Annotated in this window: 18 protein-coding genes; 4 read left to right on the top strand and 14 right to left on the bottom strand. The window is 40.7% G+C overall.

Annotation, left to right across the window (positions count from 1 at the left end):
* Position 1: 1 nt before the first annotated feature.
* From mraY to AAGA18_02860, 8 genes are all read right to left on the bottom strand, one after another.
* Complete coding sequence (gene mraY, locus AAGA18_02825) at positions 2-1,033, bottom strand: phospho-N-acetylmuramoyl-pentapeptide-transferase (GenBank protein ID MEM9444263.1); 1,032 nt, start codon at positions 1,031-1,033, stop codon at positions 2-4.
* Between the two features lie 74 nt (positions 1,034-1,107).
* On the bottom strand, positions 1,108-2,490 hold the full coding sequence (murF, locus tag AAGA18_02830) for a UDP-N-acetylmuramoyl-tripeptide--D-alanyl-D-alanine ligase (protein ID MEM9444264.1): 1,383 nt from the start codon (positions 2,488-2,490) through the stop codon (positions 1,108-1,110).
* Entirely contained in the window at positions 2,487-3,947 is a 1,461-nt protein-coding gene (locus AAGA18_02835; protein ID MEM9444265.1) for a UDP-N-acetylmuramoyl-L-alanyl-D-glutamate--2,6-diaminopimelate ligase, read from the bottom strand. Before AAGA18_02835 ends, murF begins: the two co-directional genes overlap by 4 nt.
* A 2-nt stretch (positions 3,948-3,949) precedes the next feature.
* Positions 3,950-5,728 (bottom strand): penicillin-binding protein 2, encoded by a 1,779-nt coding sequence (locus AAGA18_02840; GenBank protein ID MEM9444266.1) that lies wholly within the window; start codon positions 5,726-5,728, stop codon positions 3,950-3,952.
* Positions 5,725-6,108: a hypothetical protein gene (locus AAGA18_02845; protein ID MEM9444267.1), complete on the bottom strand. Its 384-nt coding sequence runs from the start codon at positions 6,106-6,108 to the stop codon at positions 5,725-5,727. The genes AAGA18_02840 and AAGA18_02845 overlap by 4 nt, the downstream gene beginning before the upstream one ends.
* Positions 6,105-7,013, bottom strand: coding sequence for a 16S rRNA (cytosine(1402)-N(4))-methyltransferase RsmH (gene rsmH, locus AAGA18_02850; GenBank protein ID MEM9444268.1), 909 nt, complete (start codon positions 7,011-7,013; stop codon positions 6,105-6,107). Before rsmH ends, AAGA18_02845 begins: the two co-directional genes overlap by 4 nt.
* Before the next feature lie 12 nt (positions 7,014-7,025).
* Positions 7,026-7,211: a hypothetical protein gene (locus tag AAGA18_02855; GenBank protein ID MEM9444269.1), complete on the bottom strand. Its 186-nt coding sequence runs from the start codon at positions 7,209-7,211 to the stop codon at positions 7,026-7,028.
* On the bottom strand, positions 7,208-7,672 hold the full coding sequence (locus AAGA18_02860; protein ID MEM9444270.1) for a division/cell wall cluster transcriptional repressor MraZ: 465 nt from the start codon (positions 7,670-7,672) through the stop codon (positions 7,208-7,210). The genes AAGA18_02855 and AAGA18_02860 overlap by 4 nt, the downstream gene beginning before the upstream one ends.
* Before the next feature lie 468 nt (positions 7,673-8,140).
* Between AAGA18_02860 and AAGA18_02865 the strand changes: the two genes are divergently transcribed.
* The 3 genes from AAGA18_02865 (at position 8,141) to AAGA18_02875 (ending at position 11,964) form a co-directional block, all read left to right on the top strand.
* A complete protein-coding gene (locus tag AAGA18_02865) occupies positions 8,141-8,377 on the top strand; it encodes a hypothetical protein (GenBank protein ID MEM9444271.1) in 237 nt (78 codons plus the stop codon).
* Positions 8,378-8,734: 357 nt separating this feature from the next.
* Positions 8,735-9,661 (top strand): hypothetical protein, encoded by a 927-nt coding sequence (locus AAGA18_02870; GenBank protein MEM9444272.1) that lies wholly within the window; start codon positions 8,735-8,737, stop codon positions 9,659-9,661.
* Between the two features lie 152 nt (positions 9,662-9,813).
* On the top strand, positions 9,814-11,964 hold the full coding sequence (locus AAGA18_02875) for a thioredoxin domain-containing protein (GenBank protein MEM9444273.1): 2,151 nt from the start codon (positions 9,814-9,816) through the stop codon (positions 11,962-11,964).
* Positions 11,965-12,064: 100 nt separating this feature from the next.
* On the opposite strand, the gene AAGA18_02880 is transcribed toward AAGA18_02875, so the two are convergent.
* The 5 genes from AAGA18_02880 to AAGA18_02900 form a co-directional block, all read right to left on the bottom strand.
* Positions 12,065-12,790, bottom strand: coding sequence for a DUF547 domain-containing protein (locus AAGA18_02880; protein ID MEM9444274.1), 726 nt, complete (start codon positions 12,788-12,790; stop codon positions 12,065-12,067).
* 26 nt (positions 12,791-12,816) lie between these two features.
* Positions 12,817-14,862 (bottom strand): methyl-accepting chemotaxis protein, encoded by a 2,046-nt coding sequence (locus AAGA18_02885; protein ID MEM9444275.1) that lies wholly within the window; start codon positions 14,860-14,862, stop codon positions 12,817-12,819.
* Positions 14,859-15,908, bottom strand: coding sequence for a hypothetical protein (locus AAGA18_02890; GenBank protein ID MEM9444276.1), 1,050 nt, complete (start codon positions 15,906-15,908; stop codon positions 14,859-14,861). The genes AAGA18_02885 and AAGA18_02890 overlap by 4 nt, the downstream gene beginning before the upstream one ends.
* A 568-nt stretch (positions 15,909-16,476) precedes the next feature.
* Entirely contained in the window at positions 16,477-17,319 is an 843-nt protein-coding gene (locus AAGA18_02895) for a hypothetical protein (GenBank protein ID MEM9444277.1), read from the bottom strand.
* Positions 17,320-17,334: 15 nt separating this feature from the next.
* Positions 17,335-17,676: a hypothetical protein gene (locus AAGA18_02900; protein ID MEM9444278.1), complete on the bottom strand. Its 342-nt coding sequence runs from the start codon at positions 17,674-17,676 to the stop codon at positions 17,335-17,337.
* A gap of 529 nt (positions 17,677-18,205) precedes the next feature.
* Here AAGA18_02900 and AAGA18_02905 point away from each other — a divergent pair.
* Positions 18,206-19,276, top strand: coding sequence for a hypothetical protein (locus AAGA18_02905; protein MEM9444279.1), 1,071 nt, complete (start codon positions 18,206-18,208; stop codon positions 19,274-19,276).
* A 38-nt stretch (positions 19,277-19,314) separates the two neighbouring features.
* Here AAGA18_02905 and AAGA18_02910 read toward each other — a convergent pair.
* A partial coding sequence (locus AAGA18_02910) for an IS200/IS605 family transposase (protein MEM9444280.1) occupies positions 19,315-19,447 on the bottom strand: 133 nt, incomplete at its 5' end.

The following is a 19,447-nucleotide window of genomic DNA, read 5'->3' on the forward strand; positions in this document are numbered from 1 at the left end:
ACTATCTCAGCTTTAATGAAGCTAATCCCATCAATGCAAAAATAATTCCTAGAATCCAAAAGCGTGTGACAACAGTCGTTTCTCTCCACCCTTTTAACTCAAAGTGATGATGGATTGGAGACATGGCAAAAATTCTCTTACCTGTTATTTTATAGCACCCCACCTGCATAATGACAGACACAGCCTCCATAACAAAAACTCCCCCTATGATGACAAGTAAAAGCTCTTGATTTACACAAATCGAAACTACCGCGATAGCTCCACCAAGTGCCAACGATCCCGTATCACCCATAAACATGCGTGCAGGATGACAATTGTACCATAGGAAGCCCAAGGCTGAAGCTCCCAATGCGGCGCAAAAAATCACTAATTCCTCTGCCCCAGGTAAATAAGTGAGCAATAAATATTCCGATGCATCTGTTCTACTAGAAGTGTAGGCGAAAACAGCAAGAACTCCCACCACGGGAATCACGCACCCAGCGGCTAATCCATCTAGTCCATCTGTTAGGTTTACTGCATTAGAGGACCCAACAATAATAAGAACAAAAAAGGGCACGACAAAGTACCAACCCGTCTCAACCACAAACATATCTTCCTTTAGAAAGGGTATCTGAAGCTTTGTTGCAGAAGCTTGCGTTTCCGGATGTTGCAATAAATAGATAGCCACACCTAAACCAATAACCATTTGCCCAATAAGCTTTTGTCTACTATTCAAGCCATCAGATTTTTTCTGGCGAATTTTTGCATAATCATCAATAAAGCCTAGTCCGCCCAGCAACAAAGTTGGGACTAATGCCACCCATAAGTATTGATTGCCAATATCCCCCCACATTAGGCAAGCTAGAAATAAATTAACGAGGATCATGACACCACCCATGGTCGGTGTTCCTTTCTTGCTCTCATGCAAGTCAGCCAATTTATGCACCTCTTCCTTACCTCTCAATGGCTGCCCTAATTTCAAGCGAGTTAAAAAACGAATCAAGAAGGGCCCGAGCAAAAAACTGATTAATAGTATACTGATTGCTGCACCCATAGCACGAAAGGTTACTGACTCAAAGACCCTGAAAGGTCCAAATAGATCACTGAACTCTTTTAGGTAATAGAGCACTAGACAACTTCCTCTCTAAGAAGTTCGCTCACCTTCTCCATACTTGATAAACGTGATCCTTTCACTAGAACCACATCATCAGATCGTTGCTCCTGCATATATGCTTGTACCAAATCATGATGATTTGTACAGACTATTGCTCTGGAAAGATTTAACCCTTCCTCCGTTGCTCCTTTCATAAAATCACAAGCATACTCCCCTACAGCCAACAGAAGACCTACACCCTCTTGTTCTGCTACCTTACCTACAGCCTGATGCAATTCTCGACTTCTCTCCCCCAACTCTCCCATACTACCAAGAATTGCAACACGACGCCCGCCCCCACTCATCATATTTAGTGTTCTAAACGCAGCTATCATTGAGTCAGGATTAGCATTATAAGAATCATCTAAAAGCCATCCATCATTCAGGCGTTCCACCAACAGCCTTCCACCTGGAATAGCGGTTTCCATTAAGCCAGCTTTCAAATCAATTGGTCTAACTCCAAGTTCTATGCCCAGAGCTCCAGCTAGAGAGGCATTCTGCACCATATGCCAACCAGGATAGCCAATCTTTAGAGCTAAATCCTGGTCAGAGGTGTGTAGCGTAAAGTTTGTATAAGCACCATCCCAATTCACTGAGTCGTAGTAGTAATCCAATCCAAAAGTGCTACCAACAGAAACACAATGAGATGCCGTCCAGTCAGACATTTTTCGAACCCTCTCATCGTCACCATTTAAAATACATACCCCCTCCCTAGAGACTTCTCTAACTAAGTCCCCCTTTTCTTGAGCTATTTCGTCCCTGTCTTTAAAAAATTCGATATGAGCCCAACCCACACTTGTTACCACGGCATAGTCCGGTTTTGCCAACTTAGCCAGATGCGCTATTTCTCCACGATGATTCATCCCTATCTCTATCACTGCCATCTTGTCGGATTCCTTCATACTCAACAGAGTTAAGGGAAGGCCAATATGGTTATTCAAATTGCCTTGAGTTTTGGTTGCTTTAAATTTTTTCCCAAGCACTTGAGCAATAAACTCTTTCGCACTAGTTTTACCATTGCTTCCAGTTATACCCACCACTTTGACTTCCAGAGATTTCCGGTAATTACTCGCTAGGACTTGTAAGCCTTTCAAAGTATCTTCTACTTTGATGAGTGAAAGCTTGCCGCCTTTACTTTTTTCTTGTCGACGCACCAATGCAGCCACCGCACCCTTCTCAAGAATATCATCAAGAAACTTATGCCCATCAAACCGATCTCCTTCTAGTGCTACAAATAAATCACCTGGCTGCACCTTTCTGGAATCGGAACAAACACGCATCACGCAACGATCACCTCTGCCTCCATCAAGCGTGCCTTCCGCCCATTTTGCAATCTGGTCTAGGGGCATCGGCTTCATTTCTTGAAACCTCTTAAATACTTTAATGCTACAACACGGTCATCAAAATCAATAGTCTCTCCATGTACCTCCTGAGCTGCTTCATGTCCCTTACCGGCAATTAATATAACATCTCCTCCTCTAGCCCTTTGTATGGAGGTGGCAATAGCTTCCTCACGATCCTCTATCACATTATAATTCTCATCCCCACTCACTGAAATAACCATATCATTAAGAATATCAGCAGGATTCTCGTTTCTAGGGTTATCCGAAGTAAAAATCACTTCATCGGCCTCTTCACAGGCGGCTAAAGCCATCAATGGCCGCTTAGTGGTGTCTCTATCACCTCCACAACCTACGACAACAATCAGCTTCTCTTCTGTTAACGATTTCAAAGCTTGTAGTGCCTTCCTTAGCGCATCTTCAGTATGCGCATAATCAACGATTACTTCAAAAGCTCCTGCATGGCTGATACGCTCCATTCTCCCAGGAACCTGGGGTGCTTCAAGTAAAGCCTCCGCTATAACTTCTTCATCAATACCTAATATATTAGCCGAGGCTATTGCTGCTAAGGCGTTGGACAAATTGTAATCTCCAATCCATGGTGTTCGCAGAGAATACAACCCATTATTTGTCAGTAGATCAAATGAAGTTCCATCAATAGTATAGGTCACATTTTTTGCACGATAGTCACAACTCACGCCATGACCATAAGCAAATACGTTCGTATGATCGGGAAGCGATTCTAAAATTTTTTTACCATACGAATCATTGCCATTGATCACAGCAACTCCACCAGGCGCCAAATTTTCAAACAACTTCCTTTTGGCAGAAAAATACCGTTCCATAGTCTTGTGATAATCCAAATGGTCTCGAGTCAGATTAGTAAATACACCTAAATCAAAAGAGATTCCCGCTACTCTACCTTGATCTAAAGCATGTGAGGCAACTTCCATAATGACGAACTCACATCCAGAGACTACCATATCTGCTAGAAAGCCTTGTAAATCTAAACCCTCTGGCGTTGTGCGTGTCGCTTTTTCAACTCTATTGCCTAATCGATATTCAACAGTCCCAAGCAAACCACATTTCTTATTTATATAGGTCAACAGGTGATACAGAAGATAGGCAGTAGAGGTTTTCCCATTGGTTCCAGTGATGCCAATTGCGCTTAGCAATTCAGAAGGCTTTCCATACAAATTGCTCGCCATGACACCTAAAGCCTCTCTCCCTGAATGAACCTGAATGTTAACCTTTGGAAAAAGTGGGTCATCCTTTTCCACTACAAACGCTACCGCGCCGCGCTGATAAGCATCATTAATGTAATTGTGTCCATCAGAAACCTCACCTTTCCATGTGCAAAAAACATCTCCAGGCTTGACAGATTGAGAACGATAAACCAAACCCTTAACCTCCATATTCAAGGAACCACGGCTCTGAATTACAGGGACACTCTCAAGTAGCTGATCCAACCTCATTACTATCTATCCTCAGCTTTAGCAATTGTCTGAATCCCCCCACGGCGTAAATTCATGTAAGATGCAATCTGATTAGCAATACTCTTAAAAGCAGGCACTGCTACTTGACCTCCGTAGTACATAGAACCTTTCGGATCATCCACAACTACTGAAACAACAAAAGAAGGTGTCACCCTACCTCTACTATCTTCTGCTCCCACATACCCAATAAATGAAGCAACATGATGCAAATCTGAATACGTATGATTCACTACTTTTTGAGCTGTTCCGGTCTTACCCCCAACTACCAAATCATCCAGACCGGCACCCCTTCCAGTTCCCTCTTCGCTTACGACATCTCTGAGCCCTTTTAAAACCTCCTCCGCAACGCTACTGGCAAAAACTTGTCTCACTAGCCTTGAAGGATATTCTTTGGAAATATCACCTTTCTCGTCCACAACTGCTTTAACTAATCGCGGTTCCATCAACCTCCCCCCGTTAGCAAATGCACAAAATGCCATAGTCATCTGGAGATTAGTGACCGCAACTTCATATCCCATAGGTATTCTCGTCAAAGAAGGTTTACTCCAATAATTGGGAGGACGTAGGATACCTTTTTCCTCACCATTCAGAGCTAGTCCTTTCGTTTGCGTTTTCTCTCCGAACCCCAAATTTCTGATATACCGATAAAAACGATCTTGCCCCAAAGCGAGCCCCAATTTAGCAAAGACTATATTACTAGACTTCATTAAACCTTTGCGCACGGTAATGGTTCCGTAATCGCGAGAATCTGCAACCCGTACCCCCTCATAATTAAATAAACCATTCTCACAGAAAATTTTGGAATCCAGACCTACTATGTGCTCACTAAGTGCTGCCGCTAAAGCGACCACTTTAAAAGTAGACCCAGGCTCATAAACATTCATAATCGATGGATTACGCAAACTAGCTGGCAACATGGTAGAGCGATTATTGGGATCGAAGGTAGGACGATTAGTTAGTGCGAGAATCTCACCTGTTTGGGGATCAGCAACAATGATATGCAGATTTTCTGGTGCATGCTTCTCTATGAGTTTATCAGCCTCTGTTTCAACTATATGTTGAACTACCTGATCAATTGTTAGAACGACATGCTGACCATTCCTAGGGGCTCTATCGATTTTTCTGTAGGCGGCTATTTCTCGCTTCTTTCTATCTTTTACGATCCGTCTTTCTCCTGGCTCGCCTGCTAAGTACCGCTCCATGGCCCACTCAACGCCAGACATACCTACCTCAACATTCATATCTTGTTGAGTAAGTTCTGTCCTCCTACTTTTTACATTTGTAAAACCAAGCACATGGCTACCATGCGACCCATTAGAATAGATACGTTTTTTACGCTCTTTAAAAATAAGAGGCTTATATGATAGGCTAAGAAGTTCTTCATATTGTTGTTCACTCAGCTCACGCTTCAAGAGAATGTAACGATTATTGGGGTTAATACGCGCAGATAAATCTACAGAAGTTTGCCGAAGTATCTTAGCCACTTTTGTTAGAGGCTCTGGATCTTCTAAGACAAGCTTCCCATCAATCCGTAAATCATAAACCTCTATGGTTTGCGCTAAAGCCTGACCATTTCGATCTAAAATGTTACCACGTTTAGCCGGAATAGTCTCCACACCATAATGCATTTTAATGGCTAGATCCTTGTATTTATGATGCTGAACCAGTTGTAGATAGATCAAACGGCACGAAATAACTGTGAAGCCAAGAGAAAAGGCCATGGCTACCAGTAATGTCCGACCTTTGAGCTGATTCATCATCTCGCATCACCTCTTGCGTAAATATCTCTGCCACGAAAGTAGTTTCTGCGACGCAGTTTTTGTGAGCCTAGTAGATTGACTTTGTAAACCTCTAACCTATCTGTACTGACCATTTTGAGACCAAAGTACTCTACCTTGTCTTCAAGTGCTTGAGGGCTTTTACAATTTTGGATTTGCACAGCCAATGAATCATTTCTTTTTTCAATAGTAGCGAGCTCAGCTTCTAGTTCTTTTACATCATTGGCTAGCTTCACAATTCTGTTTTGTGACAAGACCAAAACAAAACCGAACAACGTCAAAATCAGACAAACTGCAAAATAGCGTCCTAATTTTTTCGTATGAATCTGATTCGTCTTTCTTAACTTATTTTTAGACCTCATATAATTTTTTCAACTACTCTCAAACGTGCACTTCGAGCACGTGGATTACTCTCTATCTCTTTTTGATTTGGCAACCAACGGCCAACTTTTTTCATGCAAAATTCAGGATTTGGCTTACCAAATGCTACCCTCTCACCTCTAATTTCCTCCTCTGACCAAAGCGCCATTTTCCTCTTTACCATTCTATCTTCTAAAGCATGAAAACTGATAACGCCTAGTCGCCCACCCGTTTTTAGAGCATTCGGCACGGAATCTAAAAATTCTCCTAGCGCATCTAACTCTTCATTTACTGCAATCCGTAGACCTTGAAACACCTTGGTAGCAGGATGAATCTTCTGTCCCTTTCTTCGCTTAATCACTGATTCAACACAACGAGCCAAATCTTTTGTTGTCTCTAATTGGTTCTTCTCTCTTGCTGAAACAATTGCTTTTGCTACCTGCTTTGCTCTGCGCTCCTCTCCATATTTTAAAATAATCTCACTGAGATCAGATTCATCCGCTCGTAGCACGAGATCTTTGGCAGTTAGCGGTAATGACCTATCCATCCTCATATCTAGAGGCCCCTCATTCATAAAACTAAAACCCCTATCGGCGTGATCTAATTGAGGCGATGAGACTCCCAAGTCGGCAAAGACCGCATCAAAAGGTCCATCACTTTTACTGATCTTTTCCAACTCTCTAAAATTCATTTTTCGCACCTTCAGTTTGTCTTCTCCCCAAGCCTTTTGTTTTTCTTCCGCTAACCCAATCGCTATAGCATCTTGGTCGCACCCCAGTACTTTAGCCCCTGCCTTTAAGAAAGCTTCCGTATGACCTCCGCAACCAAATGTTCCATCTAAAAATACTTTTCCCGCGCTGGGTTGAAGGACCTCAATTACCTCTTTGAGTAAGACAGGAATATGCATTAGCTCCAAACCCTACTTACAACCACACTGCTTATTCTCGCTTACCTTTTTGTGAAACTCGTCCTCCTGTAATAAATCCCAAAACATATTCACTCTTCCACGCAAGCGTCGCTGATGAATCTTTTCTCGACTACTCACTCGCACTGATCCACAGCGCAACCGCAACTCAGAGATTTTATCTACTTTGATAAGCGTCATAATCCAACCTCCCGAGCTACTTGTTCCCAAGTGAGCTGTTGATTTTCGATTTCCTTCGCCCGACCCGGATCCCAGATCTGAAAATGATCAAAAGCTCCCTTGAACAGAGCAATTTTTGTTAAGCTAGCCATTTCCCGCAGTTTGTCTTTTACCATGACCCGCCCCTGAGCATCAATGGACACAGACTGCGTAATCGAAGCCAGTCGCTCCAACATCTTACGACGCGGATCGTTTACTGGAGCTTGTTGTAACAACAACATTTTTTCAGCCATAACTTCCGCGGAATAGACTTTTAGACACTTCTCCTCAGAAGGCACAATACATAACCGTAGGGCAAACTTTTCACCTCGCCACTCTGCGGGCACAGTCACTCGCCCTTTGGCATCAATTGAGTGCTCAAAGGTATCCGTATATGCCTCCCTAACTCTAGAGGACATCGAAGATAGTACTTTGCCTTCCATGAAATGGTATATCGACCCACTTTTAAACATTTTTACCCAAAATACCCCACTTTAGTCAATTCTTTTATATCCAATGACTTACAAATATTTCAATCATCCCTTTCTAGACTAATTACGCTATTAATTTCCCAAAATGAAGCAAAGCAAGGTTCTAATTTTTATAAGCATAGAATTAAAGTGTCGTTCAAATATTGACTAATTCTCTGCAGGCAATTACGTAAATACATCGATGTGTTATTTTCTGGTAGTTATTCTACTAGCTCTATCAAAAGGTCACCCACTAGAAGTTCATGCATCTGTAAGAGGGCCCCGCCTATTTCTGTAACACTTGTAAGAGACTTTAGCATTTCACTATCCGAAAACCAAAATCTAGCTTTAAAAAAGGGGCTCCAGTTATGAGTTCTTTCCATAAGTGGTGATATGCTTGTTTTCAAAATTGGCGAGAAAACATACAGCGTTCCCAAAGTAATGAGCAAGGTAGTTTTTCCGTTAGGCAAAGGCTATCACTATCCCAAGAACTTCCCACGTATTGCTCCTCATGTAACAAATACCTTTGAACTTAAGAATATTTTAATCAGACAGTATTCATTTGCTCTGGTAGACCAAGATTTAGGGCTAAGCTCCACTAGTAAAGCAACTTGCAAAGTGCCAGAGTCCTATTGGGGAAGTGGAGAGATCCAAAAGAAAACCAAGGATAGTCGATAGTATTCTTACAGAGTTCAAACAAAGAGACATAGCTCTGCTGCTTTGGCTTATCGATATCAAGAAAATATGCAGTATACCCTACTATGTAATAGTCAAGCTAAAGGCGGCTATGATGCTCTAAAAGGATGATAAGTGACTTCTACTAAGAAATGAACGATGTCTTAAAACATTTACCATAGCTTCTATTTGGTATGAATAGACACAACTTCTTGAAAACTAGCACTTGGATCTATTGCCTTCATTCAATGACGGCTTGCATGAATTCCTCAGACCTGTCATCAAAAAGTTGATTCCTAATTAACTAATAAACTTGTACGCAAGTCTTTTTACATCATAATACGTGAAAATATGCGCCTCATGGCTAAGCTTCTGACAATTTACATACCCATTGCACTGCTACCTGCGCTATCCTTAGCAGAGTCTGAGTTAGCTCCTTTACCTCCAGAACCCAGACCATTGAAGGTCCCAGCAATTGAAAACAATAAACTTGTAGAACCCGTTCAGGATACAGGACGTGTCCAACCATCCCAATCTCTCATAGAAAAACAACGCGATCCTTACTACTTGTTATCACCAAAACTGCGATCTGATCAAAATCAGGGATTCTATGTGGGCGTTCTAGGCGGCTTTAATTTTTACCAGGATGTTTCTGAGCCTTACAATTCAGGCGAAGCAGCTGATCAGAATACCGGACTTCCCGCAGGCACATTTATTGAGGCGGAGCTTGAAAATCAAGAAATAGGAGATGCATTAGCTGGCCTAAAAATTGGCTACTCATGGAGATTCACGTCTACTGGAATTGAAATCTTAGATAGAAACAATTGGCGAGCAGGTATGGCATTAGAATTCGAGTTTTTATACTCAGATCAAACCCTAGATGGTAGAAACATTGCTAACACTAATGAAGACACCACTATTGTACTAGAGAATTTTCACTTCATGACTAACGCCCTTTTCTTATTACAAAATAATTCTTGGCGTCCTTACGTCGGAGTTGGAGTCGGGGCTGTCTATGTAAATGGAACTGATTATCAATACGTATCCGGATTTGGGGCCGAGACAGCACCTAACGATTCAATAGTAACAATTAGTGGGCAAGCAATAGCAGGTCTAGAATATTTTGTTAGCAATGATTGGTCGGTATTCAGCGAGTATAAATTATTAACAATGTTTGACTTAAACATCTTTGAAAGCGAATTAACTAGTTTTGGTTTTGAGGCAGACATGCTCATTGATTCCTTTATGAATCATTACCTCACTTTGGGTATCAAGCGCCACTTTTAAAAACAGATGAATATATGTTAAGCTATCTAAAGATAAAGATGTCCTTAGACTCTCTATAATGCTGCAGTCAGTTTACAGATCCAGAAAGCACGTGCATCCTAAATTCTCCCATTTGCTTTTGTGCCGCACTTGCCTTAGTACTCGTAGGCTGCATGAATTCCTCTAAACCCCCATCAAATAAAATGCATTCCAAGGACATTGGTCCAAACCCTAATCGACTTATCGATGAAAAGTCCCCTTATTTATTGCAGCATGCCTATAATCCTGTGGATTGGCATCCATGGGGAAATCAAGCTTTTGCAAAAGCCAAAGAGCTGAACAAGCCAATCTTTCTATCTATTGGCTACTCTACTTGTCATTGGTGTCACGTCATGGAGCATGAGTCCTTTGAGAGTCCAGAGGTTGCTAAGGTTCTCAATGAGCACTTTATCTCAATCAAAGTAGACCGTGAAGTGCGCCCAGATGTAGATCAAGTCTACATGACATTTGTTCAGGCAACGACCGGCTCTGGTGGATGGCCCATGAGTGTTTGGCTGACCCCAGATTTAAAGCCATTCTTTGGTGGCACTTATTTCCCACCAGATGACCGCTATGGTAGGCCAGGCTTCAAATCTCTCCTTTTAAAAATTCATGATCTCTGGCAACAAGATCAAAACAAGATACTAGCCCAGTCTGAGCAAATCATCCAGAGACTCACCGAATCCGCCGACCTACTAGAGCAAGGAAAATTAAACTCCGAGATATTTAATCAAGCATTCAAGACTTATGCATCAAGCTTTGATGCTGAGGAAGGAGGTTTTGGACATGCCCCCAAATTTCCTAGACCATCCTCTCTCTCTTTTCTAATGAGGTTTGCCTATTTTAAAGGCTTTGAAGACAAACAGGGAAAGGAAGCTTTGCAAATCTCACTTAAGACATTAGATAAAATGGCTGATGGAGGCATGTATGATCACATAGGTGGAGGATTTCATCGCTACTCAGTAGACCAGTTCTGGCATGTGCCTCATTATGAAAAGATGCTTTATGATCAGGCACAACTAGTCCTTGCTTATCTTGAGGCTTATCAAATAACTCAAGAACGAAAGTATGTTGAGGTTGTCCAGAATATTTTAAAGTATGTCACAAGGGACATGACTCATGAGAGCGGAGGCTTTTATTCTGCTGAAGACGCCGACAGCCTCCCTAATCATGACGCTGATTACAAAACTGAGGGAGCTTTTTACGTATGGGAGCAAAGTGAATTAGAGCAGTTACTACACCCACAAGCTACTAAGCTATTTTTTGAGCATTTTGGAATCGCAAGAAATGGGAATTCTCCTTCGGGCAGTGATCCTCATGGTGAGCTTGTCGGCAAAAATACCCTCATACGCAAAACTAAACTCAAAGACTCAAAGGAAATAAGGCAGATCAACAAAGCAATAGAGATACTCTTTAATCATAGGGAGAGTCGTCCACATCCTCACCTAGATGACAAAATCATCACGGCATGGAATGGTCTCATGATTTCAGCATATGCCCAAGCATCTCAGATCTTAAAAAATATCAACTACCTAGAAGTAGCTAAAAACGCTGCTCAATTTATAAAATCAAACCTCTATGACAATGAGTCACACAACCTATTTAGAAGCTATCGTCAAGGACCTAGTAAAGCTATGGGCTTTACTGCTGACTATGCATTCCTCATACAAGGATTATTAGATCTCTATTCGGCCAGCACGGATGAGTCTTACCTAAAATGGGCCATTACTTTACAAGAAACACAGGACACTCTTTTTTGGGATTCTAAAGACCTAGGATATTTTAGCTGCTCAGATCGTGATAACTCTATTCTGATTCGCATGAAAGATGACTATGATGGAGCCGAGCCAAGCCCCTCTTCCGTATCCGTTTCAAACCTTATGAGACTATATGAAATCACTGGAGATCTTAACTTTCAAACTAAAGCAGAACAGACAGCTCAGACTTTCATACCCGCCATTCAACAAGCGCCGACTGGAGCACCGCAAATGCTTGCCTCCATCTATCGTCTTCTTGAGCCAACGACTCAAGTCTTTCTCTCTAGAGGTGCTGACCAAGGGCACGCCACTCAATTACAGCAAACCATTTTCAATAGCTATAGCCCCAACTTAACGCTACTCCATTCAACTACAGACAAACACACTATTGCTAAATCTTATCAAGCATTGATGACCTCTTGCTCAACCGAAGAACCCAAAGCCTATGTATGCAGAAACTTCACCTGTAATCTACCTACTAGTGATGCTTCAACACTCAAATCGTACCTTCAGAAAAATACAAAATAAACCTCCAAAGAGATCTAATTTAATACTATCCGTGTTAAATTTGGTATGAGAAAAAACTATGACATACATGAACCAACTCCTCTAAGACTAAAAAAAGCTATTACTGATTTGATTTATTAAGGGCCCAATCGTACTCAAAATATGACAGCTTTACGTCTTTGGGTATTTTGTTATTTCTATATTTATTAACAAACGCCACAACACCTTCCGGGTTAAAGTCCTCAGCATACCAATTAAAAATCATAGAAAGTGTTAGACTATCACCTGACAGCTTAACTCCCACATCACTATTACTAATAAATTCAGAAGATAATTTTTCAAGCTGAGACTCGACTTCTTCCTGAGTGAAAGCATAAGGAGCTAAGGGCGGACAACTCTTGGCAGCGCAATTTACTCCGAAGTGCACCCTTGCTTCTCCAAGTTGATTTATGAGTAATTCCTTTTCCAAGTGATTAAGCGACATTTTTTTACCCCCTACTTGAATACGCTCTTCGGAAAATAGTTCAAAGCCTAAACCTAAATCAGTAACACTCCTAATGGGATAACTATCAAGAACGTGTTTTATTACCCAGGCGTTATAGGCGTTCATATAATAGGAAAGCTTTGCTTCTTTAGTGCTAGGGATTGGATTATTTTTGGAAATAAAATCAATCACGTAGTCCAACGATTTAAGATCAGATTCATTATTCTTCCAAGCTGCATAATCAACACCCTTGATGCTAACATATTTCTGTAACAACTCAGAATACGTGTCTCGCCATGTATCTGCTTGTAGCAGGGGCATTGAAATACAAATTACCAGTAAGGCTAATACTATTCGCATCATCTTCATAAGATTCTATTCAATACTTTTTAGTTAAAACTATCATCTAAAGCAAAGCTAGAAGAGGCTAAGCCTCTGTTAGAAGTAGTGATTGGATCTCTACTTTCCTCCAATAATCTAGGTTCTGATTGAAACTCCACTTTTTTTGATTTTTCAATAGTCTCTTTTGCTTTATGTGCAGCTTCGTTTGTCCCAACAATAATTTTAAGATCATTAACCGTTTCTTTCAAAACAGCTGCCTGTTCGATAAGCTCATTGCTTTGCGCCGCTCCTCGCTCAGCTGCTTCAGCACTATTTTGAGTAAGCATATCAATTTCACCAACTGCTTTAGTAATCTGTTCAATTCCGGCCTTTTGCTCAACAGAGGCAGCCGCTATCTGTTCCACCGCTTCGTCTACTTCTTGGACTTTATGGCTAATATCATCAAGATTTTTATTAACTTCACTGGCTCGACTACTTATACCTTCCAGATTATCATTAACCTTCCGACAAGCTTCAACGCCTTCTGAGCTCTTTAAAATCGAGTCTTCAATTAGTTGACTTGTTTCTCTAGCGGCATCTGCACTTCGCAAAGCCAAGCCTCTAACTTCGTCGGCAACAACCGCAAAACCCAGTCCTGCATCTCCCGCTCTAGCGGCTTCTACCGCTGCATTAAGAGCTAAAATATTTGTCTGAAAAGCAATTTCATTAATGGCCTGCATCACCTTGGAAATCGAATCACTGGAGCTTTTGATTTCATCCATAGCTATATTCATGGCGTCATTAGAAGCTCGAACCTCATCCACACTAGCATTTAAAGTGGTAATAGCCTCTAACCCCCTTTTAGCATAATCATTGGCTTGCTTTGCTAGAGTTTTAGTTAATTCAGCTCCTTGAGCATTTTCATTGGTCTGGCTAGTCATCTGAGTCAAAGAAGCACTAGTCTGTTCCAAAGCTGCGGCCTGAGAACTTGCATCATCTGCAAGCCTCACACTAGATTTTTGTATTTGTTCAACGACGAGACTGAGTTTCTTATCATTTTCATTCAGCACCGGCACTGCTAGTGCTACTGGTTTGACTGCATGTTTTGTCAAATGAATACCCAAACCAGCTGTGACTAGAACAATCACTGTAAGCAAAATCGTGAGAGCCATAGACTCCTGAAAAGCTGACAAAAAAACTCCAGCACCAGAAACTTTGGAAACATAAAATAAATATTGGCTCTTGTTGGCATTGTTAGGATAGATAGGACTAGAAACAAAATAGTAGTTATTTCCAACCTTTATTTGCCCACCTTTACCAGAATCCAATAGCTGCCAGACTTGATCAGGAAACTCATTATCTAGAAATGCCGTCCATTCACCATTTTCTCCATCCCATGCATTTAGAAAACTTCTATTGGAATTACCTAAACGCTCCCACATAGCATTCGCTTTATTTTCAGCATATCGAAGTAATTGCTGTAGGCTACAAGTGACAACCATAACCCCTACACGCTCTGTCAATATTTTCGTATAATCAGTAACTGGGATTGCCATTTGCAAGCTAGGCTCGTCGTTCCATACATAATAAGGTTCAAACAGAATCTCATCTTTTGCAAGTTCTCCGAAGGCTTTCTTCAATAAGTTCGGATCATTTTCATTAGCCAAGCCAGCCTTGATTTCATTCGGAAGGGCATTAGTAACCACTCCATTCTTTCTCGATACTTGTGCCAAAACTTTTCCTTGATAAACAAAATCTAATTTATCTAGGCCTTGATAGTTTTCCAAGAAGACCGAACCAACTTTGCCATATCTTCTCTGCCATTGCATAAGAGTCGAACCATCAAAGGGATCTACTTCTCGATAGTCATAAGCCCTCATAATTCCAGCTACAGGGGGAGTTCCTGAGAATGCCTTAAGGCCCTCTTTATTACTTTTTAGTGCACTTTCTATTAAGACTCCATTACGGCTAGAGTGTTCATAAAAGCTATTTAACTGTTTACTTATCTGATCATTGAAAGTCACAAAAAGACCTATCACTACAGGAATGATAGAAGCCGCTACAACAAGACCTGCGATCTTACTAACTAAATTAAGTGAGCGAATTATTTTCATAGTTGACTGACTTTGGTTATTTCATCTGTCATTGATTTAGATAAAGTGACATCGACATTCTCAACCGCATCAGCCAAAGATTTCACTAAATTGAAGGCATGTTGTATCAAAGGGTAAACATCTCCAGGTCCTATACTATTTTTTTCCTTTCTCCAGTTTGCATGCCTTAGAGAAAGCTCCATATCAAAACTATTGATAGAACCACTTAGGGCTTTTAATTCTCCAGTTAGAATTTTCGTTAGATCGAAAACGTCTCCTGGCGTAATACTATCTAGATTCTCAATATCATCTAGGAGAATGGGAAAGTAATCTGTAGTTTCTTGATAGTAGTCAGACATTCTATTATACGTCATTTGTAAAAGGACATAAACATGACGTGGTTTTATATCCTGTTGTGGATTCATCGGAAAACCATAACGCTCATAAGTAATACCATCATTTTGAGCTAATGCATACAAGATAGGAACTAATTCCGTTACGTTTGCAATATAAACTCTACTTGGAGTCGCCCAATCTACTTCTATGTTTTTTTGTTTTGCAATCACCACGTGATGATGGGTAATTGATCTCAACATTTGAAAGACGTCACTAGCAGTCTTCTCTTCACCACTACCGCTGTACTCTCGAAATAACTTTTTATAAACAAAATAGTTCTTAATGAGGCTTAGGACATTGTAGATATCCAAGGCTTTAACATCACTAACTTCCAAACCTTGCATTTTTTTATGCGTAACAATATCTATAGAACCCGGATATAATGCCCCAAACTCCTCTACTACTGAAAGCGCCTTCTCGTAGACGTTTCTCGGTTTAGCCATTTGAGTGATTGGTTGCTTGGAGAACTTCGCTTCCATATTGTTGGCAGATTTCAAAGAGTTTTCTATACTCTTTGCTAAGTTGTAAACATCTGTTATGTCCGTATTTGCGAATGCGTTAGAGGCCAAAAGCATCAAAGAAAGCGGCATAGCCAAGAAATTTAAAAGCTTTATGTAGCTCTTAAGGAGATTTTTAACTTCAAAGCTATCTGCAACAAACCTAAATATCATGCCAAATCATCCTTATCATGATCTATTCGACCTTAATCCTAATCGCCTAAGGCAAATTTCTTTATTCACTGAAAGATTTTATCATGATTTCTTTCCTTGTCTGTCGACGTCCATAGTTCAATAGATTACTAAAACTCAATGCGAAGCTTTTGTATGTATCATAGCATTAACCTCTATGCTTGTAAGCATGTCCTGAGTCTTCGTAACTCAAGTGCGGCAATTCTTTAACGTAACTGATAATAGCTTAAATTTATGAGCGAGATAACAATCTAGCGTCTATTTGAGAGTTTATTTTGAATCCTATCCCAGACCCTCCAGAAAAGAACTTCTCTGGCACAGATGTTTGTCTAGCCAACTAGAGTCATACAAACAGGAGATGGCCATCAAAAAGCCAAGCTCGCAATAGGTATGAAAAATTAGATTAAAAACTCAATCAACATCTTGAATATTTGAAAGTCGATTATACTCCAGATTGGAAGGTAAGTTCACTCATCATGATTCGTAGGATGATCAGGCCAAATTATGAATCTTAAGACTCCTTGATGGGAAAGACTAAACTTTCTCAATTTCAAAATCTAAACGTAGTAGAAACTTGGAAAATGAACTTATCTCCCACATTTCGTCCATCAAGCACATGACCTAGCGTAAAACCATAAGAATGACCATGAGGTGAATTATAATAGATACCTCCATTTATAGTATCACTTATTTCCTTCAACTCTGGGAAACGATCTGGAGTAAACCCTGGGCCACCAATATCCAACCCCGAAAGTGATTGCTGTCTTCTGTAAGAGAAGGTTAGAGTCACTTCATCGATGATATTCTTATAAATTCCTAAATTTAAGAGGAAATCCTCAGGTACATTTTCATTACGTGCACGGAAGCCAGCTGCTCCGTAGAAACCAAAGCCTATGGAGTCGAAGCGTTTACCCCAAGCCAACTCCACCTCAGCACCAGAAGCTCCATCTCCCACCGAATTTGTTGCCCCATTAGTCTGGACCTCATAGGTTCCCTCAATAATAGCACCCACTCGCATTGTTAAAGTCGGAATCCACTCTTCCTCAAAATAATCCTCATTAAGAAAACGCCACCGGACACCTAACCTCGTGTCATCTAAACCATGTTGATCTCCATTGGGATTCGGATCAAAAGTAGCTACTGAGTAACCTAGTGTGACATCAAAAGCGATTGAATCGTTCAACCCATACTCTACTCCCACAAGAGTTCTGAACTCTTCTTGCTCATCTGCCAATTTAACTTTTGTTGTGCCTTGGTAGAATTCGTCAAATGTTGTATAGGAAAATGAAACATTAGCAATCCACTGCTCTTCAAAAGGCAACCATGGTCTTGCTGCTTTTAGTGGCGTCCCTAAAGCTATGACAAGTCCAATTAAAATAGGTCGTAATAACATATTCAATTCCTTTCTTTATTTAATTCGATATCTAATGATTAAATATTTCTTAACTCCGTCGAGTTGCTTTTCAGTTAATTTACCTGCTAATGGAGCCAACTTGACTTTATTTTTGGCTTTGTTGGGGAGTTTTTCTTGAAGAGACTCTAACACGGATCTCTGATTTTCTAACTTATCTGCTGCAATATCTCCTAAAGTCGCTTTGCCCGTTACTACTTGCTTACCTAAATGGTAAAGCTTGGCATCCTCTCCTTTTCCTGGAGGACCACTTGGAGGAGCACCACCTGAGCCTATACCGATCGATGGTAATAATAGGAAACCTACTACAATGACAAGGTACAGTGCTTTTTTCTCCATGGAAGAGGCACTTCGGCCTGAAAAAAAACAACTTTAGCAAAAAATAATTTTTCTATTCATTTTAATTAAACAGCTCATGGCGTCTTAAAAAATTATCTTTTCAAATTAACTCGCTAAAACTTGGCAAAATTAGATAATATCCTTTTATTACATAATACGGCTAAAATTGATCAAACAATTTTTCAGTAGACAAGACTCAAATCAGTCATAATTACGAAGAGGCTTAAGTCTTTATATGGTCCACGCCTTCAAAGAAATAATCAGTCGATTGAATTGGAGATCTCTTGTGGTAGCCATGTTCTTTATTTTTTTATCAATTATTTTTAACAGTTCCCATCCAAACCGGTCATGCCTCATCTTTATATTCTTATTTACCGCAAGCTCAATTATATGGGGTCTATTATGGCTAATTAGCACTCGACCTTCTCTTAAGCAAATCATACTCATCTCATGTTTATTACGTTTATGCTTTCTCCCAGTAGAGCCTATATGGGATGACGATGTTTTCCGGTTCCTCTGGGATGGATGGATGACACTACAGACAGGCACACCTTATGTTCATGTCCCTTTCAATTATTTTGGTGGAACAGGTATGCCAGCTGAAGTCGAAAACTGGCTCGACCAGATCAACTACCCTGAACTCCCCACCATTTACGCCCCTGGGATTCAACTTTATTTTATGGTCTCAGCCTTATTACCCAGCTCTCTGATCACATGGAAATTGATCATTCTAGCTCATGATATCGCCACCATTGTGCTTCTAGCACGTCTCTCATGCAATAAAACAGCGTTACTCTATGCGAGCTGCCCTCTTCTCATTATTGAGGCAGCATGGCATGCTCACTTTGAAAGTATTGGAGCTTTTTGGTTTGTGCTTGCCATCTGGATACTCAAGCAAGAAAAAACCCCTCCACACAAACGAAATCTACTAGCCGCTACTGCACTGGCTTTGGCTTTATCGATCAAAATTTCCGCCATTCTCGTGCTGCCATTTTTTTTCAAAAGGCTTCCTTTCAAATATTTTTTTCTCATGCCCGCACTTGCCATCTTAACAGGACTACCTTTCATCATACCTACTATACATCAATTGCAACTCCCTCACGAATTAAGCTATGAAAACATTTCATATACCATGGGAAAGCTACAGTCATTTACTACTTTTGCTCGATCCTGGGAATTTAACTCAGCTTTCTATGCCATACTGAAAAACCTTATCGGGCAAACTTCAGCAAAAGTCGTGGGTCTTCTTTTATTTGGATCTGGAGCACTCTTCTTACTCGTAAAATCATATCAACAGAAACTTTTTCCTTCTCCAGGAGCCACCACTTGGGTTGCTGCTCTCACCTTGTTGTTTAGCCCTGTGATTAACCCATGGTATGCCATTTGGCTGCTACCTTTAGCTACTCTTGATCCAAAAATTTGGCAATGGTTCCTGTTCACATTCTTACCTTTATCTTACATGCATGGACTTTTTCTACCAAACTCAAACCTCGATCCATTTCAGCACCCCATATGGTTAAGGCCTTTAGAGTTTGCTCTAATTCTAGTTCCCATGTTATTGTATCTAAAGTCTACTTTACAAACTGATAATAATGAATGACGCCATAATAAACTTCCCGCGAGCTTACGTTCTGGGTATTAGCCTAGTTCAAGCATAGCTTGTCCGCCGTCTTGATTGCCCTGTAGCTTGATGTATCGGCGAATGATCTCTTCATTTATCCCAACAGTAGAAACAAAATAACCTTCCGACCAAATTCCATCCGTGCCCCAA

Source organism: Verrucomicrobiota bacterium (assembly GCA_039192515.1).
GTDB lineage: Bacteria > Verrucomicrobiota > Verrucomicrobiia > Methylacidiphilales > JBCCWR01 > JBCCWR01.